Annotated in this window: 24 protein-coding genes, 1 tRNA gene and 2 pseudogenes; 21 read left to right on the top strand and 6 right to left on the bottom strand. The window is 52.0% G+C overall.

Going from position 1 to position 24,601, the window contains the following annotated elements; translation table 11 throughout:
• Window positions 1-57: 57 nt before the first annotated feature.
• From IAG03_RS12900 to IAG03_RS12890, 3 genes are read right to left on the bottom strand one after another with little or no spacing between them, the layout of a single operon-like run.
• The gene (locus IAG03_RS12900; protein ID WP_249320482.1) at window positions 58-312 is read right to left on the bottom strand and encodes a hypothetical protein; all 255 of its coding nucleotides are present in this window, start codon (window positions 310-312) and stop codon (window positions 58-60) included.
• A gap of 15 nt (window positions 313-327) precedes the next feature.
• The gene (locus tag IAG03_RS12895; protein WP_249320480.1) at window positions 328-975 is read right to left on the bottom strand and encodes a potassium channel family protein; all 648 of its coding nucleotides are present in this window, start codon (window positions 973-975) and stop codon (window positions 328-330) included.
• A 15-nt stretch (window positions 976-990) separates the two neighbouring features.
• Window positions 991-2,328 carry a TrkH family potassium uptake protein gene (locus IAG03_RS12890; RefSeq protein WP_249320478.1) on the bottom strand — a complete coding sequence of 446 codons (1,338 nt, stop codon included), beginning with the start codon at window positions 2,326-2,328 and terminating at the stop codon, window positions 991-993.
• A 696-nt stretch (window positions 2,329-3,024) separates the two neighbouring features.
• Here IAG03_RS12890 and IAG03_RS12885 point away from each other — a divergent pair.
• The 5 genes and pseudogenes from IAG03_RS12885 to IAG03_RS12870 all read left to right on the top strand — a co-directional run bounded on the left by IAG03_RS12885 (window position 3,025) and on the right by IAG03_RS12870 (window position 5,909).
• Entirely contained in the window at window positions 3,025-3,345 is a 321-nt protein-coding gene (locus IAG03_RS12885) for a helix-turn-helix domain-containing protein (protein ID WP_249320477.1), read from the top strand.
• Between the two features lie 406 nt (window positions 3,346-3,751).
• Complete coding sequence (locus IAG03_RS12880) at window positions 3,752-4,195, top strand: hypothetical protein (protein ID WP_249320476.1); 444 nt, start codon at window positions 3,752-3,754, stop codon at window positions 4,193-4,195.
• Window positions 4,196-4,292: 97 nt separating this feature from the next.
• Window positions 4,293-4,877, top strand: coding sequence for a recombinase family protein (locus IAG03_RS12875; RefSeq protein ID WP_249320475.1), 585 nt, complete (start codon window positions 4,293-4,295; stop codon window positions 4,875-4,877).
• 15 nt (window positions 4,878-4,892) lie between these two features.
• Window positions 4,893-5,195 (top strand): annotated as a pseudogene (locus IAG03_RS14300) (recombinase family protein); the annotation flags it as partial.
• Entirely contained in the window at window positions 5,169-5,909 is a 741-nt protein-coding gene (locus IAG03_RS12870) for a DUF4368 domain-containing protein (protein WP_283243164.1), read from the top strand. The pseudogene IAG03_RS14300 and the gene IAG03_RS12870, both read left to right, overlap by 27 nt.
• A gap of 136 nt (window positions 5,910-6,045) precedes the next feature.
• Here the strand turns inward: IAG03_RS12870 and IAG03_RS12865 are convergent.
• Window positions 6,046-6,121: transfer RNA gene (locus IAG03_RS12865), tRNA-Trp, on the bottom strand.
• 461 nt (window positions 6,122-6,582) lie between these two features.
• Here IAG03_RS12865 and IAG03_RS12860 point away from each other — a divergent pair.
• From IAG03_RS12860 to IAG03_RS12800, 13 genes are all read left to right on the top strand, one after another.
• On the top strand, window positions 6,583-9,603 hold the full coding sequence (locus IAG03_RS12860) for a peptidoglycan DD-metalloendopeptidase family protein (RefSeq protein ID WP_249320472.1): 3,021 nt from the start codon (window positions 6,583-6,585) through the stop codon (window positions 9,601-9,603).
• Between the two features lie 204 nt (window positions 9,604-9,807).
• Window positions 9,808-10,020: a cold-shock protein gene (locus tag IAG03_RS12855; RefSeq protein WP_249320471.1), complete on the top strand. Its 213-nt coding sequence runs from the start codon at window positions 9,808-9,810 to the stop codon at window positions 10,018-10,020.
• 529 nt (window positions 10,021-10,549) lie between these two features.
• Entirely contained in the window at window positions 10,550-11,005 is a 456-nt protein-coding gene (locus IAG03_RS12850) for a MarR family winged helix-turn-helix transcriptional regulator (RefSeq protein WP_249320469.1), read from the top strand.
• Window positions 11,002-11,955, top strand: coding sequence for a beta-ketoacyl-ACP synthase III (locus tag IAG03_RS12845; protein ID WP_249320468.1), 954 nt, complete (start codon window positions 11,002-11,004; stop codon window positions 11,953-11,955). Before IAG03_RS12850 ends, IAG03_RS12845 begins: the two co-directional genes overlap by 4 nt.
• 65 nt (window positions 11,956-12,020) lie before the next feature.
• The gene (locus IAG03_RS12840; protein ID WP_249320466.1) at window positions 12,021-12,965 is read left to right on the top strand and encodes a nitronate monooxygenase; all 945 of its coding nucleotides are present in this window, start codon (window positions 12,021-12,023) and stop codon (window positions 12,963-12,965) included.
• A complete protein-coding gene (locus tag IAG03_RS12835; protein ID WP_249320464.1) occupies window positions 12,953-13,873 on the top strand; it encodes an ACP S-malonyltransferase in 921 nt (306 codons plus the stop codon). Before IAG03_RS12840 ends, IAG03_RS12835 begins: the two co-directional genes overlap by 13 nt.
• Complete coding sequence (gene fabG / locus IAG03_RS12830; RefSeq protein WP_249320462.1) at window positions 13,866-14,600, top strand: 3-oxoacyl-[acyl-carrier-protein] reductase; 735 nt, start codon at window positions 13,866-13,868, stop codon at window positions 14,598-14,600. The genes IAG03_RS12835 and fabG overlap by 8 nt, the downstream gene beginning before the upstream one ends.
• An 11-nt stretch (window positions 14,601-14,611) precedes the next feature.
• A complete protein-coding gene (fabF, locus tag IAG03_RS12825) occupies window positions 14,612-15,847 on the top strand; it encodes a beta-ketoacyl-ACP synthase II (RefSeq protein ID WP_249320460.1) in 1,236 nt (411 codons plus the stop codon).
• 1 nt (window position 15,848) lies between these two features.
• Window positions 15,849-16,277 (top strand): acetyl-CoA carboxylase biotin carboxyl carrier protein, encoded by a 429-nt coding sequence (accB, locus tag IAG03_RS12820; RefSeq protein ID WP_249320458.1) that lies wholly within the window; start codon window positions 15,849-15,851, stop codon window positions 16,275-16,277.
• Between the two features lie 13 nt (window positions 16,278-16,290).
• The gene (gene fabZ, locus IAG03_RS12815) at window positions 16,291-16,704 is read left to right on the top strand and encodes a 3-hydroxyacyl-ACP dehydratase FabZ (RefSeq protein WP_249320456.1); all 414 of its coding nucleotides are present in this window, start codon (window positions 16,291-16,293) and stop codon (window positions 16,702-16,704) included.
• A gap of 4 nt (window positions 16,705-16,708) precedes the next feature.
• Window positions 16,709-18,013 (top strand): acetyl-CoA carboxylase biotin carboxylase subunit, encoded by a 1,305-nt coding sequence (locus tag IAG03_RS12810; protein ID WP_249320455.1) that lies wholly within the window; start codon window positions 16,709-16,711, stop codon window positions 18,011-18,013.
• Window positions 18,014-18,024: 11 nt separating this feature from the next.
• On the top strand, window positions 18,025-18,891 hold the full coding sequence (accD, locus tag IAG03_RS12805; RefSeq protein ID WP_249320453.1) for an acetyl-CoA carboxylase, carboxyltransferase subunit beta: 867 nt from the start codon (window positions 18,025-18,027) through the stop codon (window positions 18,889-18,891).
• Window positions 18,891-19,691 carry an acetyl-CoA carboxylase carboxyltransferase subunit alpha gene (locus IAG03_RS12800; protein WP_249320451.1) on the top strand — a complete coding sequence of 267 codons (801 nt, stop codon included), beginning with the start codon at window positions 18,891-18,893 and terminating at the stop codon, window positions 19,689-19,691. Before accD ends, IAG03_RS12800 begins: the two co-directional genes overlap by 1 nt.
• 185 nt (window positions 19,692-19,876) lie before the next feature.
• Here IAG03_RS12800 and IAG03_RS12795 read toward each other — a convergent pair whose 3' ends face one another.
• Complete coding sequence (locus IAG03_RS12795) at window positions 19,877-20,287, bottom strand: VOC family protein (RefSeq protein ID WP_249320497.1); 411 nt, start codon at window positions 20,285-20,287, stop codon at window positions 19,877-19,879.
• Between the two features lie 209 nt (window positions 20,288-20,496).
• Entirely contained in the window at window positions 20,497-21,360 is an 864-nt protein-coding gene (locus IAG03_RS12790) for a D-psicose 3-epimerase (RefSeq protein WP_249320449.1), read from the bottom strand.
• A gap of 500 nt (window positions 21,361-21,860) precedes the next feature.
• Here IAG03_RS12790 and IAG03_RS12785 point away from each other — a divergent pair, with 500 nt between their 5' ends.
• From IAG03_RS12785 to IAG03_RS12775, 3 genes and pseudogenes are all read left to right on the top strand, one after another.
• Entirely contained in the window at window positions 21,861-22,877 is a 1,017-nt protein-coding gene (locus IAG03_RS12785) for a LacI family DNA-binding transcriptional regulator (protein WP_249320448.1), read from the top strand.
• Between the two features lie 29 nt (window positions 22,878-22,906).
• Entirely contained in the window at window positions 22,907-23,308 is a 402-nt protein-coding gene (locus tag IAG03_RS12780) for a GtrA family protein (protein WP_249320447.1), read from the top strand.
• A gap of 324 nt (window positions 23,309-23,632) precedes the next feature.
• A pseudogene (locus tag IAG03_RS12775) lies at window positions 23,633-24,601 on the top strand (IS256 family transposase); the annotation flags it as partial.

Here is a 24,601-nt window from a genome sequence, read left to right as displayed (position 1 = left end):
GCTTCACCGTCCTTTTATTTCATTGTACATCAAAACTGTGAAATAATCTATCGCAAACTAATACTCATCTTCTTTTCCGTCGGAAAGGATAATATCGATTGTTCCGTGCGTTTCCCGAAAGCGGCGAATCTCACTTAAAATCTCGCTGTCGGACAGTCCATGCGGCAGCAGGACTTCGGAAGGCTCACAGGATTCGTTTTCCTTTAACAGTGCCTTTCTGTTTTCTTCAAGAAATCGATCCAGTCTGCTCATAAGATAAAACCCGAAAGCAAATATGCCAAGCAGGCTGACAATCAGCAATAGCTCAGCCAATTCCGTTCACCTCTGTTAAATGCGGAAGTACTTTTGCAATTCCTTGTATGCGCCGAGAACCAAAAGAGTGATCTTGTCCGTAAGAACGGTTTCCGGTGAAACTGCCATATTGATTTTTCCGTTCTCCTTGGTTGCCATAATATTGATGCTGTATTTTCTGCGGATATCCAGTTCTCCGACGGTTTTTCCGATCCAACCCTCCGGAACCTCTACCTCAAAAATGCCATGACCCTCATCGACCTCGATGTAATCCCGAATATGATCGGCGGTATAGCGAATAGCAGCCCAATTTGCCACTTGCTTTTCAGGGTAAATTACTTCGTCCGCTCCGTTACGCAGAAGAAATTTCTCCTGAACATCACGCTCGGCGCGTGACACAACTAATTTTGCGCCGAGTTCCTTCAGTAAAGAAGTAGTCTCCAGCGAATTTTGAAAATTTCCGCCAATGGTGACGATGCACACATCAAAGTTTCCGATGCCGAGCGACTTTAAAAACTCCGTGTTTGTGCTGTCGCCGATCTGTGCATTGGTAACGATCGGCAGAATTTCATTGACTCTTTCTTCGTTGCTGTCTACCGCCATCACCTCGTGTCCAAGCTTGTTCAGCTGCAAAGCAATATGCTTTCCGAATCTGCCGAGGCCTATTAACAATATGTTTTTCATAATATATTAACTCCTTTATCCGACTGTGATCTTTTCAAGCGGCAGTTTTGCGCCGCTCTGATTTTTATTGGAAATCGCCGCGTAAATCAGGGTGAGTCCGCCGACTCTGCCGAGATACATCAAGACGATCAAAATAAGCTGAGAAAGAACACCGAGCTGCGGTGTGATTCCAAGGGTAAGCCCGACCGTTCCGACGGCGGACGCCGTTTCATAAAGACAAGTGCTAAGCGGCAAACCCTCTGCCGTGCTGATAACAATGCCGCCGACAAAAAACAGCAGGAAATACATTACGGCGACGGCTGCGGCGCTTTTTACTGCCGAACCGTCAATGCGCCTGCCGCAGGTTTCGGTATCGTCCTTTTTACGGCAGACGGAAAATGTGCTCAGAATCAGAACGGCAAGCGTGGTCGTTTTCATACCGCCTGCCGTGGAGCCGGGCGAGCCGCCGACGAGCATGAGCAGAATCATAATCGCCTTGGAAGAACCGGTCATAGCGGGAAGATCAGCGGTATTGAAACCGGCGGTTCTCGGTGTGACAGACTGAAAAAGCGACGCAAGAATCCTTTCGCCAATCGGAAGCCCTGTAAAATCGCAAAAGAAAAAGAATACTGCGGGAGCGATAATGAGAATCGCCGTTGTTACCAATATAACTTTGCTCTGCATACGGTATTTTTTGAAATGCCACTTGTTTGTGTAAATATCATCCCAGGTCAAAAATCCAATACCGCCCACAATAATTAAAAGCATAATTGCAATATTTATCGCCGGATTTCCTATGTATCCCGTAAGTGACGGGTATTTGTTTTCGGCGTTGCCGAGTATGTCAAAACCGGCGTTGCAAAAGGCGGAAACCGAATGAAATGCCGCCATCCAAATTCCCTTAATACCGTAGTTTCCGCAAAATGTCGGCAGCATGACGATCATCCCGATAAGCTCGATCAAAAAAGTTCCCCGCACAATAAAACGAGTCAGACGGACGATCCCGCCGACCTTCGGGGCAGAGATGGCGTCCTGCATGGTACTGCGCTGCATCAGCGATATTTTTCTGCCGGACAGCATAGCGAAAAATGCCGCAACTGTTACAACACCGAGTCCGCCTATCTGGATCATCAGCAGTATTACCGTCTGCCCGAAAGCGGACCAATAACTGCCCGTATCCTGCACAACCAGCCCCGTAACGCAAACGGCGGAGGTCGATGTGAACAGCGCCTCGTGAAACGGCGTAACAACTCCGGCAGTCGATGAAAACGGCAGCATCAATATCAGCGCTCCAAGCACTATGACGCCGGCAAAGCCCAGAACGATCAGCTTAAAGGATGACAGCCGCTTTTTTCTATGTGTAATTTCAGGCATATATACTTCTCCTGTTTCTGCTTGTTTACATAGAGTATACCTTGAAACATAAAAAAACGGTGTAATGATCCGGTGTGCCGTATTAAGATTGCATTAAGGCGCTCATTCTTTGAAAAAACAGTGCAGAGTATAGCAAAAAGGCACAGACAAAGGCGGATCGTTTGTAACCGTTGTGCGGCTTGAAACAAAGCTCAGAGCCACTCTCACAGAACAGCAAAAGGCTCTGTTCGAGCAAATTAAAAAAACGGATGCAGAAATTACGACCGGCATGAGCTACAAGTGTTCACAAACGGATTTCGATTTGTATCGTGGCTGATGATGGAAGTGTACGAGCCGACACCTGAATTAGAACTGTAACAAAGTAAGATAATCGGAAACGGGATCGCACGATTCTGTTTCTGTTTCGAAAATATATACTGCAGCAGGCAGAGGATCTCACCGTCCTTTGCCTGTTTTCTTTTTGCGGATAGCCCTCGGGATTTTGAACATTTTGTAAATTCTCAATTTTTAAGATGGTAGAACACCCGATTTTCGGCATGAAAAGTGAGGGGATAAAATTTTCAGCGCATTGCCATGTATAGTTTTTCCTTTGGATAAGTGCGGGGGGTGAAAATTTTGGTTGTACCCTATCCACTTTTTTGCCATGAAAAGTAGAGGGCAAAATTACATAACCGTTTGAAAGGAGTTGGTGCAGATATGATTGCAGCCGTGCAAAAAGAAAATTGCAAGGAGGAAAAAGTGACAGAAAAATTTTCAATCATCTCAAACCGCATAAGTGACTACCGATTAAAGCCGAGAGATTACGCCGTCTACTGCTGCCTTGTAAAACACAGCGATAAAAACGGTGTCTGCTTTCCGTCACGGCGGCTGATCGCCGAGGAATGCTGTATTGACAAAAAGACGGTAGACGCAGCGCTCCGAAGTCTTGAAAAAGCGGGGCTTGTGAAAAAGAAAAAGCGCCGCAGACAGGACGGTTCGAACACAAGCAACACTTACACGGTCAAGTTATTTCGGTAGTGTAATTTTTTCGTACAGGGTGGTGTAAGAAACGGTATTGCAGAACTATACCCATAGAACTAAACCCACTAAATATATATTACAGCAGAAAAATAAATAAAGAGTAAATCTTTTCTCTGCCGAAACAGCCGCAGAAAATGCCCTGTACGCCGAGCAAATGGAAAATCGGGTAAACCCAACCAAGCCGCACAAAGACGAAATACGGCGCTGTAAACGGTGTGTACGCCCCTTTTTTCTTTTCTGCCGTGAAAATGAAAGTTCTGCATAAATCAGCCGTTGTTTTTGAGGAAGTACGCCTTATTCCGCAAAAAACGGCAGCGGTACGAAAATAAGCAGGAGAAAGCCGAGGGGTTGCTGCTTCCCCTCGGCGGCTCACAGCGGACGGCAACGCCGACCGCTGGGGGCTTTGTGCGATATTTTGAAGATGCTTATAAAACTACGGTTTAGGGGTTGCACTTTTTACAGCGAAAACAGCGGCATAAAAAGAAACATTTCGGTTCCGTTATGGGCGGAATGTAAAAATACCGAACAGCCTTACGGCGGAAAGGAAGCTATGGAAAATACAGATAAAAACGATTTCAAAAACATGGCGGAAAAACTCAAACTTCTGCCGGAAAGTAATATAAAAATACAATTGGATGATGAGTTTGATTTTAAAATTTTCAGGTGTCTGCAGCGAAGGACATTTCACAGTGTCTCGGGAAATAAAATAGTGCAGAGCAAAAAATATCGGATCGGTCGCATGAACTATATTGTCAATTCCTGCTTTGAAATTAAGCCGCAAAACACGGTTGACAACGGTATCCGATACCTTCTCGGAACGGAAATGCAGGACGGTAAGGTTTCCTAAAAAATCGTCTGGACTTTTCAACCGATTGAGAGTATATTGAGGTTGCGGAAATTTTCCGCGGCTCTCAATCGGTTTGGCTGAAAACAAGGAGGTAAACATGATACAGTCAAGCCAAAAAATAACCGCTCTGTACTGCCGACTGTCCCAAGAGGATATGCGGCAGGGCGACAGCGACAGCATTGTCAACCAAAAAATGATCCTTGAAAAATACGCAAAAGAAAACTGCTTTGAAAACACACAGGTGTTTGCGGATGACGGTTACAGCGGAGTGAATTTTGAAAGACCCGCCTTTCGCCGTATGCTCCATCTGATTGAGGATGGAAAAATCGGAGTCATCATAACAAAGGATCTGTCCAGACTCGGAAGAAATTATATTGAAGTGGGTTCATATACCGAAATATACTTTCCGAAAAACAATGTGAGGTATATCGCCGTCAATGATAATTTCGATTCAATGTATACGGACGGAAATGAGCTTGCCCCGTTCAAAAATTTATTCAACGAATGGTTTGCGAGGGATACAAGCAAAAAGATCCGTGCCGTAAAACGAGCAAAGGCGGAAAAAGGTGAACGCATCGGTTCAAGACCGCCTTACGGTTATGTTAAAGACCCGAACAACAAAAATCATATTATTGTGGATGAGGAAACGGCGCCGGTGGTTCAAAAAATCTTTTCCATGTGAGTTGCGGGACTCGGTCCAACGATGATTGCAAACAGGCTGAAAGAATTGCAGATACTGACGCCCGTGATGTATGAATACCGCAAATCCGGAACAGCGGTTACGGCGCTTGATGCCGACAGACCGTATGACTGGAACGCAAAGACGGTTGCGGATATCCTTTCGAGAGAGGATTATATCGGCAACACGGTAAACTGTCGGTTTACCGTGGCGTCATACAAAGACAAGCGTAAGATGAAGCGTGATCCGTCCGAGCATATCCGTTTTGAACATACGCACGAACCGATAATTGATATGCAGACTTGGGAAACCGTGCAAAAGCTGCGTCAGGGAAAATGCCGACCGACAAGCACAGGTGAAACGAGCAAGTATTCCGGTCTGCTGTTCTGTGCCGACTGCGGCTCGAAGTTGTATTTTAATCATAAGCGTGCGGATGATCCGAAAAGCTATTCCTTCAACTGCTCTCATTACCGCAATAATGCAAAAGATAAATGCACGCCGCACAGAATCCGTGAGGTGGTACTGGATGAGATATTGCTCGAAGAGCTGCGCCGTATTACCTACACGGCAAGAACAAGAGAAAGGCAATTTGCGGAATTTATCAACAAAAAAAGCTCCACGGAAAACCGACGGGAGCTTAACGCCAAGCAGCGTGAATATGAAAGATTGTCTAAAAGAACGGCGGAGCTTAATGCGCTGTTCAAACGGCTGTATGAGGACAATGTCCTCGGCAGGATAAACAACGAGCAGTTCCGTATGCTGTCCTGCGGCTATACGGATGAGCAAAAGAGCATAGACGCCAAGCTGCCGGAGTTAGATAAGCAAATACAAAATTTACAGCAGGCGGCAAGCGATGTGGATAAGTTCATAGGTCTCGCTAAAAAGTATACGCGCATAACCGAGCTTACACCCGAAATCCTGAACATCTTCGTTTCGAAGATAGTCATTCACGAAAGGCGTGAACGGTTCAAGCAAAACACCGAACAGCAGATTGATATTTATTTCCGTTACATCGGCAATGTCGCCGAAATGTAAAGAGCATAAAAAGGCGAAAGACAGGCGGTGCATATGCACTACCTGCCCTTCGGCGCCCGATTAAACAAAGGTATCCTTATGGTAACCCAGTTAAATCGGGGTTTTCTTTGGCTACATCTTTTTTGTAGCCTCTTTATGGCAGGGGCAGTAAGATTCGAACTCACGGCACGCGGTTTTGGAGACCGCTGCTCTACCAACTGAGCTATGCCCCTATATGGAACTGACAACAAAAAATATTCTATCATGGATGAACTTGTTTGTCAAGAACTTTCGAAAAATCATATAATTTTCTTTTTTTACCCAAAGACAGCAAAAACGACGCTGTATTTTATGCCAAGACTGCCTCCGCAATTTGCATTTGCGGTGCAAACCTGCTATACTAAGAAGCGTTCGTATCGTTTTCATATTAAACCGCGTATCTCTCAGGCAGATCCGTCTTTGCGTAGACAAGTTGGTTCTTCTCCGTACAGCAAAACGCGACTGCCTTTTTACACGTTCCGCCACGGTTCGAAAGTCTTTCCAAATGCAGAAACGACTGGTCTAAATGGTGCATTCTCCAGAAAGAATTCTGTGCCAAAACACATATATTGGCTCCGAAAACACACCGAAACAATTCGCTTTCCGTTTGATCTACAGCTCTACGGCAAAGTAATTTCATATTAGGGGGATCTTTATGAGGAAATTCTGTTGTCTGCTGCTTGCGCTTCTCTTCTTTTGCAGCGCATCCGGCATGGACGCCTTTTGCGAAGAAGCGCATGTACATACCGGCGCCTGGGTTACCGAACTGGAACCGACCTGCACCGCGAATGGCAGCGCCACCATGGTCTGCACCGACTGCGGGGCATCCGTTTCCAAATCGCTGCCCGCCAGTCACCAGTGGAACGCTGCCTATGCCGTCGACTGCGCGCCGACTTACGCGCTGCCCGGATCGCAGTCCATCCACTGCGCGGTATGTGATGCAATCGACGCAGAGCGGGTGGAGACCATTCCGCCGCTGACGCTTTCCGCGCCGGAAATCTCCGCATCTTCCGACGGCTTCGACCAAATTTCCATCACCTGGACGCCGGTCGAAGGCGCCGAAGGCTACCGCATCTACCGCAAAACAGCAGCTGCCGACTGGGCGTATTCCGACGAAGAAGACTGGGTCTGTCTCGATACGACGGAATCTACCTCTTATTTGGACGCTGCTGTCTTCTGCGGTGTCTCCTATTCGTATGCGGTTACCGCTGTTTGCGGGGAAAATGAAGGCAATCGCGCCGAAGTCTGTTCTGTCCAAAATACGCTTTCCGTCCCGGAACTTGAAGCCTCCCCCCTCTCTGATTTTCAAATCTCGCTGGACTGGACGCCGGTGTCCGGTGCGGACGGTTATCGGCTCTATCGGAAATCCGGTGCCGGAAATTGGGAAGGCCTTCGGGATCTCTCCGGAAACGACACCACGCTTTACATTGACGAAACCGGGCTCTGGAATACGAAATACGCCTATACCATCCGGGCGTTCCGCAATCAGAACGGCGCACACGGCTTCTCTGATTGGGATTCAGAGGGATGCTGCGTCACGACCGCACAGGTCACGCCGGAGATATCTGTCCGTTCTGACTACGCGAAAACGACGGTTTCCTGGAAGCAGATCCGCGGCGCGGAAGGCTACCGCATCTACCGCAAACCGGCCGATTCTACCAAGTGGAAACGCATCGCTACGCTTTCCGGCGGCGAAACACGCCGCTATATCGATAAAGCGGCGTCCTACGGTGTCTCTTATGACTATACAATCCGCGGATACCGGCATGACGGAGACCGTATTCTGCTCACAAATGACTGCAGTCCCGGCGTACGGGGACGTGTATTTCTGGATACGCCGACGCTGCGCTCTGTCAGCGCCAAATCGTATGCCAAAATCAAAATCACCTGGGAACCGGTTGCCGGCGCGCAGGGGTATGATCTCTACCGGAAAAGCGGAACCGGTTCCTGGAAAAAAATCCGGACACTGACCGGCCAGTCGGCAGCTTCCTATACAGACGCCTCTGTCCTGACCGGAACCGCATACACGTACACTGTCCGCGCATACCGCACAGAAAACGGGACACGTCTGCGCAGCGCATACGACAAAACCGGGAAATCTGCGACGCCTTCCCTCTCTGTACCAACGTTAAAATCGGCGACCTCTGCCGGGTATCAGCAAATCAAGGTCACCTGGGAATCGGTTGCCGGCGCGGACGGCTACCTGCTTTACCGCAAAACAGAGGGCGGATCCTGGAAACGCCTTTTGACCCTGAAAGGCCACGATACCCAAACTGCAACCGACAATACAGCCGTGACCGGAACACATTACTTCTATACCGTAAAGGCATACCGGCTTGTCGACGGCGAAAAACGCTGCAGCGGCTATGACAAATCCGGCATTAAAGGCACAGCAAAGCTTTCAAAGCCGGCCTTGCAGGAAACTGTTTCCGCCGGATATCATAAAATCAAACTGACCTGGAAAAAAGTCCCCGGCGCAAGCGGGTATGAAATTTACCGCGCCGATTCCGAGGACGGAACCTATTCGAAGATCGAAACCGTGAAAGGCGCTTCCAACGTGACCTTCACCGATACCAAACGCACCTGCGGCACGTGCTACTATTACAAAGTGAGGGCATACCGCTCTGTCGAAGGGAACCGCGTTTATAGCGGCATGAGCAAAATAGGGTCTGCAAAACCGCAGCTTGCCAAGACGAAAGCTAAGTGCGTCAGCGGCGGATACGACCGGGTGAAACTTTCCTGGGATGCGGTCGGCGGCGCCAGCGGCTATCAGATTTACCGAAAAACTTCCAAAAACGGCACGCTCAAGCTGCTGAAAGAGATCGCAAAGCCGGACGCCAAGTCCTACACCGATTCCTCTTGTACCTGCGGAAAAACCTATTATTATGCCGTACGGGCGTTCCGAACAGTAAACGGCAAACCGGTTTTCGGAAAATTCAGCAGCACGCTGACGGCAAAAGCCCTTCCCGCTGCGCCTTCCGCTTCGGCAAAATCCGGCGGATATGACCGGGTGAAACTCTCCTGGAAAATGGTCAGCGGCGCCAGCGGATACGAGATCTACCGCGCCAGCTCCAAAAACGGCAGCTATTCCCGTCTGAAAACCATCAAAGGAAACAAAACGCTCTCCTATACCGACCACGGCTTGGAACACCAAACCCGCCTCTACTATAAAATCCGCTCTTACCGCACAGTTGACGGGAAAAAACTTTACAGCCCCTACAGCAAAGTTCTTTCGGCCAAGCCGGTTTCCGTCCCGGACGATCAAGCGACCGGCAAAAAAGGCGTGGCAACCGGAACGCTCTCCTGGCCTGCGCCGGGCTACTCCTGGCTTTCTTCTTCTTGGGGAGACGGCCGCGGTCATAAGGGCATCGATATTGCAGGTTCTGGAATTCACGGAAGCGATGTTCTCGCGGTGGACGGCGGCGTTGTCAAAGAGGTCAACGACTACAGCTCCTGGGGATCCGGATATGGGTATTACGTAATTCTGGATCACGGAAACAACCACACCACCATGTACGCGCACTGCAGCAAGATCTGTGTGAAAGAGGGGCAAAAAATCGCTAAGGGCCAGCGTATTGCCAAAATCGGAAACACCGGGGATTCCACCGGACCGCATCTGCACTTTGAAATCCGCTATCGCGGCAGCCCGACCGACCCGATGGAATTTTTCGAGTAATTCGCCGGTTTATCGCCTGCAAAATTACCTCCCAGGATTTTCTCCTTGACGGATCGCATTCTTCCGGGTATAATAAGCTTGTATTCAATTTGTACGTAGTCGACTCGCATGTTTTTGTAAGTCATTATTGGTTCAGATGATTTACAAAAACATGCGAGTCTTCTTTGTGCAGGAATACAGAGTCATTTTTTGGAGGTACGATCAATGAACAACGGAACAGTAAAATGGTTTAACAGCGAAAAAGGCTTCGGCTTTATTTCCAACGACGATGGCAGCGGAGATGTCTTTGTACATTTTTCTGCAATCATGACCGATGGCTTTAAAACGCTTGCTGAAGGCCAGAAGGTGACGTTTGACACAGAGCAGGATCCGAAAAACAGCAGCAAACTCAGAGCAATCAACGTTCGTCCGCTCTAAGTCTTTTTGGATTTGAATGCTGTTCTCCGGCTCAGCGCCAAAATGGACGGCTTCCTGTACAAAACGGTGCAGCCCTTGCGGTTTGCACCGTTTTTCTTTTTGTGCAGTGCATTCCCCTATTTTTCACGCCTGCACGCACATCCCGCCTTTTCATTGCATCGCTTGGCGATAGCCGCACACGAAATCATGGTATCCCCGACTTCTGCCCTGCCGGCCGATTTTCCCCCCGGCGGGCAATTTTTTGCGCTTTTTCAGGACTATAATTGGATGCGCTCTTGCCGCTTTCAAATTGTACGGACCGCTTTTCTGACAAACGATAATCTGCGGGTTCGAAAAATCACCTGGCTTTCGAAACACTTTGCCGGTTTTTGATCTTTTCTGTCCGGTTGGTACGTAAAAATGGCGCGTACCTGTATCTGATTCAGCTGAAAAGTCGCAAATTCCATTGACAAATCCGAAAAAAGAACGTAATATAGTTTCATAAACTAATTAGATTATCTAATTATAAAGAAAGCGGGGAACCTGGATCATGGATCGATTTTCGGATGCGCTCAATGAGATGCTCGTGGACATTTACCAGAATGTCATGCGTCTTGAGCAGCAGACGATCCAAAAAAAGAACATCAACCTTTCCATCAATGAGATGCACATGATTGAGCAGATCGGCAAAGGCGGCGACGCCGGCCTTCCGGTCAGTGAAATCGCCGCGAAAATGAACATCACACGCCCCTCTGCTACCGTTGCAGTGAATAAGCTCGAAAAAAAGGGCTATGTGCAAAAACAAAACTGCGAAGCGGACGGGCGCGTCGTCTATGTGGTTCTGACGCGGGAAGGAAAAAAGATTGACCGCTTTCATAGCTACTATCACCGCAACATGGTACGAGAGATCAGCGAAGATCTTTCCGAACCGGAAAAAGAATGCCTGTTAAAAGTTATGCGGAAGCTGGACGGCTATTTTATCAAGAGTATCGGAGGCAAAAAATGAGTTTTACCATTCTGGGCACCGGCCACTATGTGCCGCCGCGTGTCGTCAAAAATGAAGAGCTCTCCCAATATGTGGACACATCAGACGCCTGGATCACGCAGCGCGTCGGCATCAAAGAACGCCATGTCTGCACAAACGAAACCACGACAGATCTTGCTTATGAGGCGGCCATGCGCGCGCTGGAAAACAGCGGTACCGCGCCGGAAGAGCTGGACATGATTCTTTGTGCAACGGTCAGCGGAGATTATGTAACCCCATCGCTCGCCTGCATGGTACAAAACCGGATCGGCGCAGCCTGTCCGGCGATGGATATCAACGCCGCCTGCAGCGCGTTTCTATTCCTGCTCGATACTGCAGCCGGATTTTTCGCAAGAAAGCGGGTCAAAAAAATGCTGCTTGTCGGCGCAGAACGGATGAGCCGGATTGTTGACTGGGAAGACCGGAGCACCTGCGTCATCTTCGGAGACGGCGCCGGCGCCGTCGTTCTCGGCGAAGGAGACGGCTATCTTGCCGCAAAATTTCATACACACGGCGGAGACGAGGTCATACAGGTCCCCTGTTCGAACGGAAAATCGCCGTTTTGTACGCGGGACGCGGTTTTTCCGTATATTTACATGAACGGTGCGGAAACCTACAAATTTGCCGTAACCTCCATGAGCCGCGACTTAAACGACGTCTTGCAGCAGGCGGGTCTCAAGGGAGAAGAAATTGCCGCCGTCATCCCCCACCAGGCAAATGCCCGCATTATTGCGGCTGCCAAAAAGCAGGTCTCCATTCCTGCAGATCGGTTTTATGTAAACATCGACCGCTACGGAAACACCTCGGCGGCCAGCATCCCGATTGCACTCGATGAACTCAATCGGAGCGGCAAGCTCCAGCGCGGAGATTATCTCGCCATGTGCGCCTTTGGCGGCGGACTGGCAGGCGCTGCCTGCATTCTCCGATGGTAATGCGTTCTTTGGGAAATACTCCCCTTGATCATAAACGTCTCAGATCAGAAAGTGAGGAACCAACGATGATCCAAACACCCATTTGTGATTTACTGGGCATCCAGTACCCGATTCTCCAGGGCGGAATGGCCTGGATTGCCGACGGAAAACTGGCGGCGGCTGTTTCGGAAGGCGGCGGCCTGGGCATCATTTCCGCAATGAATGCGGACGCCGACTACCTGAAAGGACAGATTGAAATTGCCCGTTCGCTGACCGATAAGCCGTTCGGCGTCAATCTGATGCTGATGAGCCCGTATGCAGACGCCATCGCCAAAACCATTGCGGACGAAAAAGTTCCGGTTGTTACAACCGGAGCCGGAAATCCTGCAAAATATATGGACGCCTGGATTGGCGCCGGAATTAAGGTGCTGCCGGTCGTCGCCTCTGTTGGAATGACCAAGCTGGTCACACGCGCAGGCGCCACCGCCGTCATTGCAGAAGGCGGCGAAAGCGGCGGACACGTCGGCGAGCTGACGACGCTTTGCCTGGTGCCGCAGGTCGTCGATGCGACCGATTTGCCGGTCATTGCGGCCGGCGGTATCGGAGACGGCCGCGGAATTGCAGCAACCTTCCTGCTCGGTGCGCAGGGCGTTCAGCTTGGAACGCGCTTCCTTGTTGCAACAGAATGCGGCGTCCACCAAAATTATAAAAACAAGGTGCTCAAGGCCAACGATATCTCGACCATCACAACCGGAAAACGGCTCGGGCATCCGGTGCGGAGCCTGAAAAACGCGTTCTCCAAAGCCTATTTTAAGGCGGAATACTCCGACATCAGCGACGAAGAGCTGGAAGCAATGGGAACCGGCGCGCTGCGTCTGGCCGCCGTGGAAGGCGACGAAAAGCGGGGATGCTTCCTCGCAGGACAAATTGCCGCCATGGTCAAGAAAGAACAGCCGGCCGCAGAAATCATTCGGGAGCTCTTTACCGAAGCCGAAACCGTTTTGAATGGAGCGAAAAAATGGGTAAAATAACATTTGTATTTTCCGGACAGGGCGCGCAGTACCCGGGTATGGGCAAAGCGTTTTATGAAGCATCTCCGGCTGCAAAAGCGGTTTTTGACACTGCGGAAGCCATCCGTCCCGGAACGATTGCGCAGTGTTTTTCCGGTACGCCGGAAGAGCTCACCGTTACCGAGAACACCCAGCCCTGTCTTTTCTGCACAGATCTTGCGGCTGCCATGGCAACGCAGGAAGCCGGCATACACGCCGACATGGCGGCCGGTTTCTCTCTCGGAGAGCTGGCAGCGCTGACCTTTGGCGGCGCGTTCCGCACTGCTGAGGGCTTCTCACTGGTCTGCAAGCGCGGCGCCTTCATGCAGGAAGCTGCCTGCCGGTTCGACAGCGCGATGGTCGCAGTGGTCAAACTGCCAAATGAAACGGTGGAAGCAATCTGCAAGCACTACACCCACGTGTATCCGGTCAACTACAATTGCCCGGGACAGCTTGTGGTCGCCGGACTCCGAAGCGAACTGCCTGCCTTTACAGAGGAAATCCGGGCGGCGCGCGGAAAAGCGATTCCCCTGCCGGTCGGCGGCGGCTTTCACTCTCCGTTCATGAAGGACGCCGCAGCGCGCTTTTCCGAAGCGCTTGCCGGCGTCGCAATGCAGCCCCTTCGCCTGCCGGTCTATTCCAATGTTACCGCCAGTCCGTATTGCGAGGATCCTGCCGGCCTGCTTGCAAGCCAGATTCAAAGCCCGGTTCGCTGGCAGGAAAGCATAGAAGCCATGATTGCCGCCGGTGCCGATACGTTTCTTGAGCTTGGGCCGGGAAAAACGCTGTGCGGCCTGATCCACAAAATTTCAAAAGCCGTTCGGTGTTTCCCTGTCGAAAACCCGGAAACACTTGCTGCGGCAATTGCGGAGGTCAAAACAGATGCTTAACGGAAAAAACGCACTCATCACGGGCGCTTCCCGTGGAATCGGAAAGGCCATCGCGCTCGCGTTTGCCAAAAACGGCGCGAATATCGCGGTCATTTACGCCGGAAACCGCGAAAAAGCGGAAGAAACCTGCCGGGAGGCAGAAGCCTTCGGCGTGAAAGCCCTCCCCTTCTGCTGCGACGTCTCCGACTTTGCCGCTGCAAAAGAAACCGTCGCTGCCGTCACCAAAGCGCTCGGGCCGATTGATATTCTTGTCAACAACGCGGGCATCACCCGCGACGGCCTTATCTATTCGATGAAGGAAGAAGCTTTTGACGCTGTCATCGATACGAATCTCAAAGGCGCTTTTCATATGATCAAACACTGCACACCCGGATTTCTAAAACGCCGCAGCGGACGGATTCTCAACATCAGTTCGATCTCCGGGCTGATCGGCAACGCCGGACAGGCAAACTATTCCGCGTCCAAAGCCGGACTGATCGGCCTGACAAAATCGGTGGCGCGCGAATTTGCGCCGCGCGGTATCTGCTGCAATGCCATTGCGCCCGGCTTTATCGCAACCGAAATGACCGAAAACATCGGGTCCGAAAACCCGCTGATCGGAAAGATTCCGCTCGGCCGGGTGGGTACCCCCGAAGATGTCGCGGCGCTTGCCGTATTTTTGGCGGGCGACACCGCCGGCTATATTACAGGAGAAGTCATCCGTGTCGACGGCGGACTTGCCATTTAAGGAGTGATCGCATGAGACGAGTAGTAGTGACCGGGCTGGGCGCCGTTACCCCGATCGGCAACGATGTCCCGACCTTTTGGAACCATTTGATTACGGGAACCTGCGGCATTGCGCCGATTACCCGTTTTGACACCTCCGACCAAAAAGCCGCCCTTGCCGCTGAGGTAAAGGATCTCGATATGACGCCTTATATGGAAAAAAGCGAACTGCGCAAAAGCGACCGCTTTGCCCAGTACGCTATGGCCAGCGCCTGCCAGGCTGTTGCCGACAGCGGCATTCTCGGCACCGTTGCGCCGGATCGGCTGAGCGTCTATTTTGGTTCCGGAATCGGCGGAATCGAAACCTTTTCAAACGAGGTGGAAAAGCTTCTGACCAAAGGTCCGAAGCGGATCTCCCCTTACTTTATTCCTATGATGATCGCCAACATGGCGGGCGGTATGATTGCCATCCGCTTCCACGCGGAAGGCTCCTGTCTGCCGGTTACGACCGCCTGTGCGACCGGCAACAACGCGCTCGGCGAAGCTTATCGCGCAATCCGTCACGGATATACCGACGCCGTTATCGCCGGCGGTGCAGAGGCCGCCATTACGCCGATCGGCATCGCCGGATTTGCCAACATGATGGCGCTGCACACCGGAACAGACCCCAAGACCGCCTCGATCCCCTTTGACAAACGCCGCAGCGGATTTGTCATGGGAGAAGGCGCAGGCGCGATGATTCTCGAAGAATACGAGCACGCCAAAGCGCGCGGCGCAACCATTTATGCGGAGTTTGCCGGATATGGCTCCACCTGCGACGCCTATCACATCACGGCGCCGCATCCGGAAGCGATCGGCGGTGCAAAAGCAATTGCCGCCGCACTCGCGGAATCCGGCATGCCGGACGCCGAACGAATCTACATTAACGCGCACGGCACCAGCACACCGCTCAACGACGCAGCGGAGACAGCCGCCATCAAAACGGCCCTCGGCGAAGAGAAGGCCCGCAAGGCGCTGATTAGCTCTACCAAGTCCATGACCGGCCACATGCTCGGTGCAGCAGGCGCCGTCGAGGCAATCGCCTCCGTGCTGGCGCTCCATGAAGGAATCGTCCCGCCGACTTTAGGCCTCACAGAGCCCGACCCGGCGTGTGACCTCGACTATGTCCCGAACGTCGCCCGGAAAGCCGATCTGCAGCTTGCCCTCTCCAATGCGCTGGGCTTTGGCGGGCACAATGCCTGTATTGCTTTTAAAAAGGAGGAGCAGTAAAATGGATATGCGAAAGGTTCGTCAGCTGGCAAAAATGATGGGAGAAATGAACCTGTCTACACTGGAAATCACAGAAGGCAGCACCACCATTAAGCTCGAAAGCAAGCTCTCCGCCGGAAGCTCTGTCGTCTCCCCCGCGCTTCCTGTGCAGCAGGCGCCGGTTCCTGCGCATACACCGGAAGGGGCTGACGGCACCGTCACCGTCACGGCGCCGATGGTCGGCGTTTTCTACGCGGCCTCCGCACCGGACGCCAAGCCCTTTGTCACGCTTGGCGATACGGTCAAAAAGGGCGACGTGCTGTGCATCATCGAGGCCATGAAGCTGATGAATGAAATCACGGCGGAACAGAGCGGCACGATTGTCGAGCTTTGTGTCGGAAACGGCCAGGTCGTCGAGTACGGCCATCCGCTGTTCCGGATTCGTCCATAAGGAGGTTCGGCACATGAAACGGGAAGAACTGATGCAGATTTTGCCGCATCGGGACGGCATGCTGCTGGTCGACGAGGCCGTTGTCGAGGACGGCGTCTCAAAAGGGAGCTATCATATTCGAGGGGATGAATGGTTCTTACAGGGACATTTCCCGGGAAATCCTGTCGTGCCCGGCGTGATTCTCTGTGAAATGATGGCGCAGTCCGCCTGTGTCCTGCTTTCGCAGGAGGACGTCGGTGCGACGCCATACTTCACCAGCCTGAACAATGTCAAATTCCGCCGCCCTGTGCGGCCCGGCGACACACTCCAAAGTGAATGCCGGATCCTCAAAACCCGCCACACCTTCGTTTTTGCAGAAGGAAAGGGATATGTGGATGGAAAGCTTTGTGTCAGCGCAGAGTTTTCTTTTGCAGTCGTAAAGGAGTGATCCGATGTTTTCAAGGATTTTAATCGCAAACCGCGGAGAAATCGCCATCCGGATCATTCGTGCCTGCAAAGAGATGGGCATCGATACGGTTGCGGTCTATTCGGAAGCGGACGCACAGTCGCTGCACGTTGCACTGGCCAATCAGGCCATCTGCATCGGAAAGGCCGCCGCTGACCAGAGCTATCTCAATCAGGACAACATCATCAGCGCGGCGCTTGTAACCGGCGCACAGGCGATTCATCCCGGTTACGGTTTTCTTGCGGAAAATCCGGATTTTGCCGCACGCTGCAAAAAATACGGCATTGTGTTTATCGGCCCGGATGCGGAAATCATCGCAAAAATGGGAGACAAAGACGCAGCACGCAGGCTGATGCAGGCGCACGGTGTCCCGACTGTCCCCGGAACGGGAATTCTCAAGGACGCTGCGCAGGCGCTGGAACAGGCTAAGAAAATTGGATACCCCGTCATGATCAAAGCCCGCGCCGGCGGCGGCGGAAAGGGAATTCGCATCGTAGAATCAGAGGACGGCCTTGAAAAGGCCTATCTGACGGCTTACCGCGAGGCGGAAAGCGCCTTTGGAGACGGAAGCCTGTATCTCGAAAAATTTGTTGCTCCGGCGAAGCACATTGAGGTACAGCTGCTTGCCGACGAAACCGGAACGGTCGTCTGCCTTGGAGAGCGCGAGTGCTCCATCCAGAAAAACAACCAGAAGCTGCTCGAGGAGTCTCCCTCCCCGGCCGTCACGCCGAAAACACGCGAAGCACTGTTTGCCGCTGCGGCAAAGGCGGCCAAAGCAGCGGGCTACGTCAACGCCGGAACCGTCGAATTTTTACTCGATCCAAACGGGAATTTTTATTTTATCGAGATGAACACCCGGCTGCAGGTAGAACATCCGGTTACGGAATATGTCAGCGGGATCGATCTTGTAAAATGGCAGATTCGGATTGCCGCCGGAGTTCGGCTCGATTTCACGCAGTCGGATCTTCTGCTGCGCGGCGCATCCATTGAGTGCCGCATTAACGCGCAGGGCGTCGGTACGGTGCGGTTTTTGCATGTGCCTTCCGGGCCTTGGGTGCGGTTTGATACCGCGCTGTTTCAGGATTGCACGATCTCCCCGTATTATGATTCCCTGATTGGAAAACTGATTGTGTTTGCCTCGACACGCGAAGAGGCTATCCGCAAAATGCAGTCGGCGCTTTGTGAACTGGTGATTGAGGGGATTCCCAACAACATCGAGACCCAACTCGATATTCTGGAGGATCGCCGTTTCCGATCGGGCGACTATTACACGGACTTTATGAAAAAATGAGGTGATGTCCTTTGCAGCTGGCAGGATTGTTTAAAAACCCCAAAAACGAACTGGAAAAAGGCGGGCGCAATCCCGTAAAAAATATTGAAATTCCACCCGAAATGACCCGGACCTGTCCGGAGTGCCATCGGAATATTCCGGTGAGCGAACTCTGGGAAGCACGCAGTGTCTGCAGCAAATGCGGCCACCATTTCCGGATGAACGCCCGGCAGCGAATCGATATGATTACCGACGAGGACACCTTCCGCGAATTTGACGCAGAAATGCGCAGCCGGGATCTGCTCGCGTTCCACGAGTACAAACGCAAGCTGCAAAACGCCAAATTGGCGTGCAGTGAGAACGAGGCGGTCATCTGCGGGGAAAGCAAAATCGGCGGAGAAGCCTGCGCGCTGTTCGTGATGGAACCGCACTTCATGATGGGCAGCATGGGCACTGTCGTCGGAGAAAAAATCACGCGCCTGTTTGAATATGCCACCGAAAAAAGCCTGCCGGTAGTCGGGTTTACGGTTTCCGGCGGCGCAAGAATGCAGGAGGGTATTCTCTCCCTCATGCAGATGGCCAAAACAAGCGCTGCCGTCAAACGGCACAGCGATTGCGGCAATTTTTATCTGCCGGTGCTGACCGATCCCACTACCGGCGGCGTCACGGCCAGCTTTGCGATGGAAGGCGATATCATCCTTGCAGAGCCGCACGCCACCATCGGCTTTGCGGGCGCACGGGTCATCGAACAGACGATCCGCAAAAAGCTGCCGCAGGGCTTTCAGCGCTCTGAGTTTTTGCTGGAACACGGATTTGTCGATGCCATTGTTCCGCGCAGCGAGCAAAAAGAAACCATCGCCAAGCTGCTTCGATTTCACAGGAAGGACGGTGACGCCTGATGGGTGCCATGACTTCTGCTTATGAAAAAGTAAAAGCCGCCCGGGCGTCGAACCGCCCGACCGGCCTTGCCTATATTTCCAATATTTTTTCTGAATTTACCGAACTGCACGGAGACCGCCGGTTTGCCGATGATCCTGCGATTGTCGGCGGAATCGCCATGCTTGAAAACCAGCCTGTGACGGTCATTGCCATTGAAAAAGGCAAAGATCTGAAGGAAAAGGTTCGCCGGAATTTTGGCGCACCAAACCCGGAAGGCTACCGCAAAGCTCTGCGTCTGATGCATCAGGCGGAAAAATTTTCCCGTCCGGTGGTCTGTTTCATCGACACTTCCGGTGCATTTTGCGGAATCGGCGCGGAAGAGCGCGGACAGGGGCAGGCAATTGCGGAAAACTTGATGGAGATGATGACGCTGCGCACGCCGGTGCTCTCGATTCTGATCGGCGAAGGCGGCAGCGGCGGCGCACTGGCGCTCGGTGTCGCCGACGAAGTCTGGATTTTGGAAAACGCCATCTACTCCGTTATCTCTCCGGAAGGCTGCGCCAGCATTCTTTGGAAGGACACCGCCAAGGTGCAGGACGCAGCGCAGGCGCTTCGTCTCACCGCGCAGGACATGAAAGCGTTCGGCGTGGTCGAACGCATCATTCCGGAAAACGGTGCAGACTTTACAGCGGTCTATGAAAATCTGCAAAAAGCAATTGCCGCAAAGCTCGCCTCGCTTTCGGCACTTCCCAAAGAGACGCTGCTGCAAAATCGGTATGCGCGGTTCCGAAAATTCGGCGCACCGGCAAAAACGCTGTAACTGCGGCGTACATCCGCACGAAATGCTGCCCTCTGTTTTTTCTGGATCTGCGTATTGGGACGAGCGAAATCTACGCGGAGCAGCACGATGGGCTTTTGAACGGTGCATCTGCGGACCCCTTCGGGGTTGTTCTGTTGCCGCGCCTTCTGTGCGTTTTTGTTGATCGGCAGGAATCCCTGCTGACGTTACAAATCCTTTTCCGCATACGGTTTGTTCCAAGAACCGATTTCAATCACATTTCCTTCCGGATCAGCGAGAAAGCATGTCCGTTGCCCCCACGGTTCAGTTGTCGGTTCTAGTATAGAAGCCGCACCATGTGCAATGGCATTTTGATACTGGAGATCGACTTCCGCATAGGTATCCACGTACAACGCCATCTCAGAGTGGGCGTTAACCCCGTTGAGATAGGAAAATTTTTTGCCTGTAAGCTTTTCAAAATCGTTTCTTCCATACAGTAAAAACAGGGTTCCATCCTTCAACAAATAGACATTTTCCGTATTTTCATCCTCTTTAATTTCAAATCCCAGTACATCCCGGTAAAATCGGATCATCGCCGCCATGTCTTTCACAAACAGGCCATACCCATCTAATCGCATTGGCATCTGTTTCTTCCTCCTTTGGATTTATGTATGCATTCATTTTACAGCATACCAGCAAACCACGCAAGAACAGCCGCAGGCGTTTTCCTCTGCCTGCGGCTGTTTTCTGTCTGAATGTGTAACGCTTTTTTGCGGCCTTTGATTCCGCATTTTCAAGGCCTTTTCTGCGCCGTTTCAGAAACACTGCTTTCAATTAGACGCTTGGGTTACAGAAAATTGCGCTTGAGCGTTTCGAGTGCAGCGGCAGCGGCACGGTCGAGCTGCTTTTCGTCAGCACCGCCGGAAAGATCGCGCCAAACCTTGATGTCCCTGCCGACCTGCCCGCCCTGCAGCACGAACGGCTCCATGACGACGCCGCCGGTATAACCGATATCCCGCAGCGCCTGTCCGATCTCTCCCCACGGGAGACTCCCCTGCCCCGGAAGCTTCCGGTTGCCTTCCCCGACATGCAGATGGCCGAGAAGGGTTCCGGCCGTGCGGATCGCGTCGGCCTGATTGTCCTCCTCAATATTCATGTGGAAGGTATCGAGCAAAATCTGCACATTGGGATTTCCGACTTCGTGACAGAAACGCACCGCCTCTTCTGCCGTGTTGAGTACCGGCGTTTCAAATCGGTTCACGACCTCGAGACACATGTTGATCCCGAGCGCCTGTGCTGTTTTCCCCATCACCTGGCAGCTTTCCACACCGCGGCTCCAAAGCGCCGGTTTGTCAAGATCGGTAAAATCGTTGGGCCAATAGGTATACATCACGCCGACCAGCGTGCGGGAATCGAGGAGATCCATTTTCTTCATGATGTCCGTCAAGAACTGGATGCCGGCAGCACGTACAGCCGGGTCGCTGGAAGCGACATCGTATTGCTTGGGCGGCCCGATATTGCAGCTGATTTCCAGATCGAGCGACTTGGAAAGATCCCGCAGCACGGAGATTTCCGAATCGTGCATCCGAAGAAGATCCCCGGCGGAGATTTCCAGGATATCAAACCCCAACTCTTTGACTTTTTTGGCGTAATAGAGATAATCTCCGGACCACTCTCTGGTCCAATAGGCATAAAGGATCCCGAAACGCATAAAAACACCGTCCTTTTTCAGGTATAATTTGATCCGAACCGGAAAATCGCCGGCCCGGAAATTTCTGTGTCCATTTTGGAGTTCTGCGCCTTACACGGCGGCAAAACGGATATCCGTATTCTGCTCTTTCCCGCGGCGGTTTCTCCCGCCGCACAGCAGACACTGCCTTTTTAGGGATCATCCGTCGAAATTTGGCCAAATCAGAAGGATTTAAGCGATATTTAAAATTGTTCACGTGCTCATTACAACATCATTATATCACAAAAAAACGTTTTTTCAAGTAGAATTTTTACAGAATATTGGATTTTCACAGAAAATATCGTATAATAATAAATCATATCGTTTTTCGGTGCGCCTGCAAAGATGTCGAATCCTGGAAAAGGCCGGCAGACGCTCCTAAAAAAAGTCGCTCCGTCCTGTTTCCAAAATCAAAACAAGATCTTTCCATCCATTCCCGGTGTTCTTTCCGGAAATCCCACTCTGAACTTGAGGTGTGCCCTATGTCGGTTACCATGAAACAAATCGCAGAGCTCGCCGGTGTCTCCCGCGCTACGGTCGATAAAGTGCTCAACGGCCGCCCGGGCGTAAAGCCGGCAACCAAAGAGAAAATTCTGCAAATCACAAAAGCACTCCACTATGAGCCGAATATTCTCGGAAAAGCGCTTGTCTCGACCGAACCGATCAAAATCGGGATTATCCTGACGCCGGCATACAATCCCTTTATCGGCGAGATGCTTGCCGGAATCGAGCAGGCCGAAAAGGAATTCTCCGTCTTTAATCTGCAGATTCTGACCCGGACGCTCACAACGCTGGAGCCGGAGGAACAGGCCGATGTCCTGCGTGACCTGCAAAAAGAGCACATCGCCGGCCTCGCCGTCTTCCCTCTTGACGACAGCCGGGTAAAAGACCTCGCCAAAGCATTTGCCGCAGACGGCACCGCGGTGATTACGTTTAATTCCCGTGCGGAAGATCTCGAGAGCCTCTGTTTTATCGGTCAGGATCATAAAAAAGGCGGGGCCGTCGCAGCCGGACTGTTTGAAAAAATGCTGCCGGACGGCGGTGAAATCGGCGTCATTATCAGTTCCCGCGCGCTTTCCTGCCACAAAGACCGGCTCTCCGGCTTTGAAAGCCGGCTTCAGAAAACCGGCGCCTTTCGCATTCTCGAAGTGGAAGAAAACGAGGATCAGCCGAACCGCGCGCTTGCGATCACAGAGGCCTATCTCAAGCGTTATCCGGCGCTGTCCGGGATTTATCTGACCGGCGGCGGAATTGCTGGCTGTGCAGAAGCGCTTGCAGCAGCGAATCCAACCAAACGGATTGCCTGTATTTGTCACGACGTCACGCCGGAAGCCCAGTCGCTCCTTCGGACCGGCGTTCTGGATTTTATCATTGACCAAAGTCCAAAACTGCAGGGATATCAAATTGTCAAAACGCTTTTTGAGATTCTCATCAAACGCCAGACCCCTCCGCCCTGGATTGAAATTCCGGTTGGTATTGTCACCGCAGAGTCCCTGTAATCTGACAAAAGCGATACGAGGTGTTTTTTGTGAAAGAAGTTTGGAGATTTTTAAAATTTTCCATTTTTTCAGCCAGCGCGGGACTGATTGAGTTCGGTGCATTTGCGCTTCTCAACGAAGTTACCCGCTGGAGCTACTGGCCGTGCTATCTGATTGCGCTTGTTCTCAGCGTTGTCTGGAATTTTACGCTCAACCGGAAATTCACCTTCCATTCTGCCGTGCATATTCCGGCGGCAATGCTGAAGGTTCTCGCATACTATGCGGTCTTTACCCCGCTTTCCACGCTTCTCGGAAACTATCTCGCAGAGACGCTGCTGTGGAACGCTTACCTCGTTACCGTGCTCAACATGCTGCTCAATTTTTCAACAGAATTTCTCTATCAGCGATTTTTTGTCTTTGCAAAAAGTATTGACAGCAAGCGTGAAGCTTGACGATGCATACCCGCAACCGATTTGTCCTTGGTTAAAGATTGATTGCGATCGGAACTCTTGCGGCAGCGCAATCGCGCGTGTTGTCACAGAGAAATGGCTCACGCTGTTCCCCGAAAACACGAACATATAAAGGCCGCGTACAGGATACCGGATTTTCCGGTGCCGATGCGCGGCCTTTTTGTTTGCACTTTTTAAAATTTCTGAGCGGCGCGCGATAAGGTAAGATAAGTTGCGCAAATTGAAACGAGCAAAAAAGAAGACATAGCTTGCAGGCTCTGGTAGAATGAAGTCACCACACAAACGTTCGAAAGGAGACAGCAAACGATGTCTGAGAAAATTGTGCAGCTAAATGAGGAACTAATCAAGGGGCAGATCAAAGAATTGGTCCGAAGCAGCGCGGAAGAAACCCTGAACGAGCTGCTGGAAAAGGAGGCGGAGTCTCTGACGCAGGCGGCCCGCTGCGAGCGCAGCGAGGCCCGTCAGGGTTATCGCAGCGGCCGCTATGACCGGAACCTCACCACGACCTCCGGTGACGTTACGCTCCATATGCCGCGGCGCAAGGGCGTATCCTTCGAGACGTCCATCATCGATCGGTATCGCCGCCGGGAGAGCAGCGTGGAGGAGGCTCTCATCGAGATGTACCCGGCAGGCGTTTCCGTACGCCGTGTGGAGGACATCACCGAAGCCCTGCGGGGCAGCAAGGTCTCGCCTGCCACCGTCAGCGAGCTGAACAAGAAAGCCTGCGTCCGCATTGAAGACTGGCGGAACCGGCCACTACAGGGCGGACGCTATCCGTATGTCTACGTAGATGGTATTTACCTGCGCCGCAACTGGGGCGGAGAATAGGAAAATGTCGCCATTCCGGCGGCAACTGCCGTGAATGAGGACGGGTTTCGTGAGGTCCTGGGCGCTGCCGAGGGGATGAAAGAGGACAAGGCCAGCTGGGTCAGCTTCTTCCAGTGGCTGCGCGGGCGCGGTTTGGACGGCGTAAAGCTCCTCGTCGGCGACAAGTGCATGGGGATGCTGGAGGCCGTGGGCGAAGTGTTTCCGGAGGCCAAATACCAGCGCTGCACCGTGCATTTCTACCGCAATGTCTTCTCCGTTGTGCCAAAATCAAAGGTCAAAATTGCAGCGAAAATGCTCAAGGCGATCCACGCGCAGGAGAGCAAGAAAGTGCTCCTATGTCAAGATTTCGTACAAATTAAAATGAGACAATTCTCCGCGTTTAACCTGCCAAGAGCTCAGCCTGCGTGTGCGTTCTTTCATACACTCGTTCGAACTCATCCGGCGACA

The sequence above is a fragment of the Yeguia hominis genome, assembly GCF_014384705.1.
Lineage (GTDB): Bacteria > Bacillota > Clostridia > Oscillospirales > Acutalibacteraceae > Yeguia > Yeguia hominis.
This window is presented reverse-complemented; position numbering and strand designations above follow the sequence as displayed.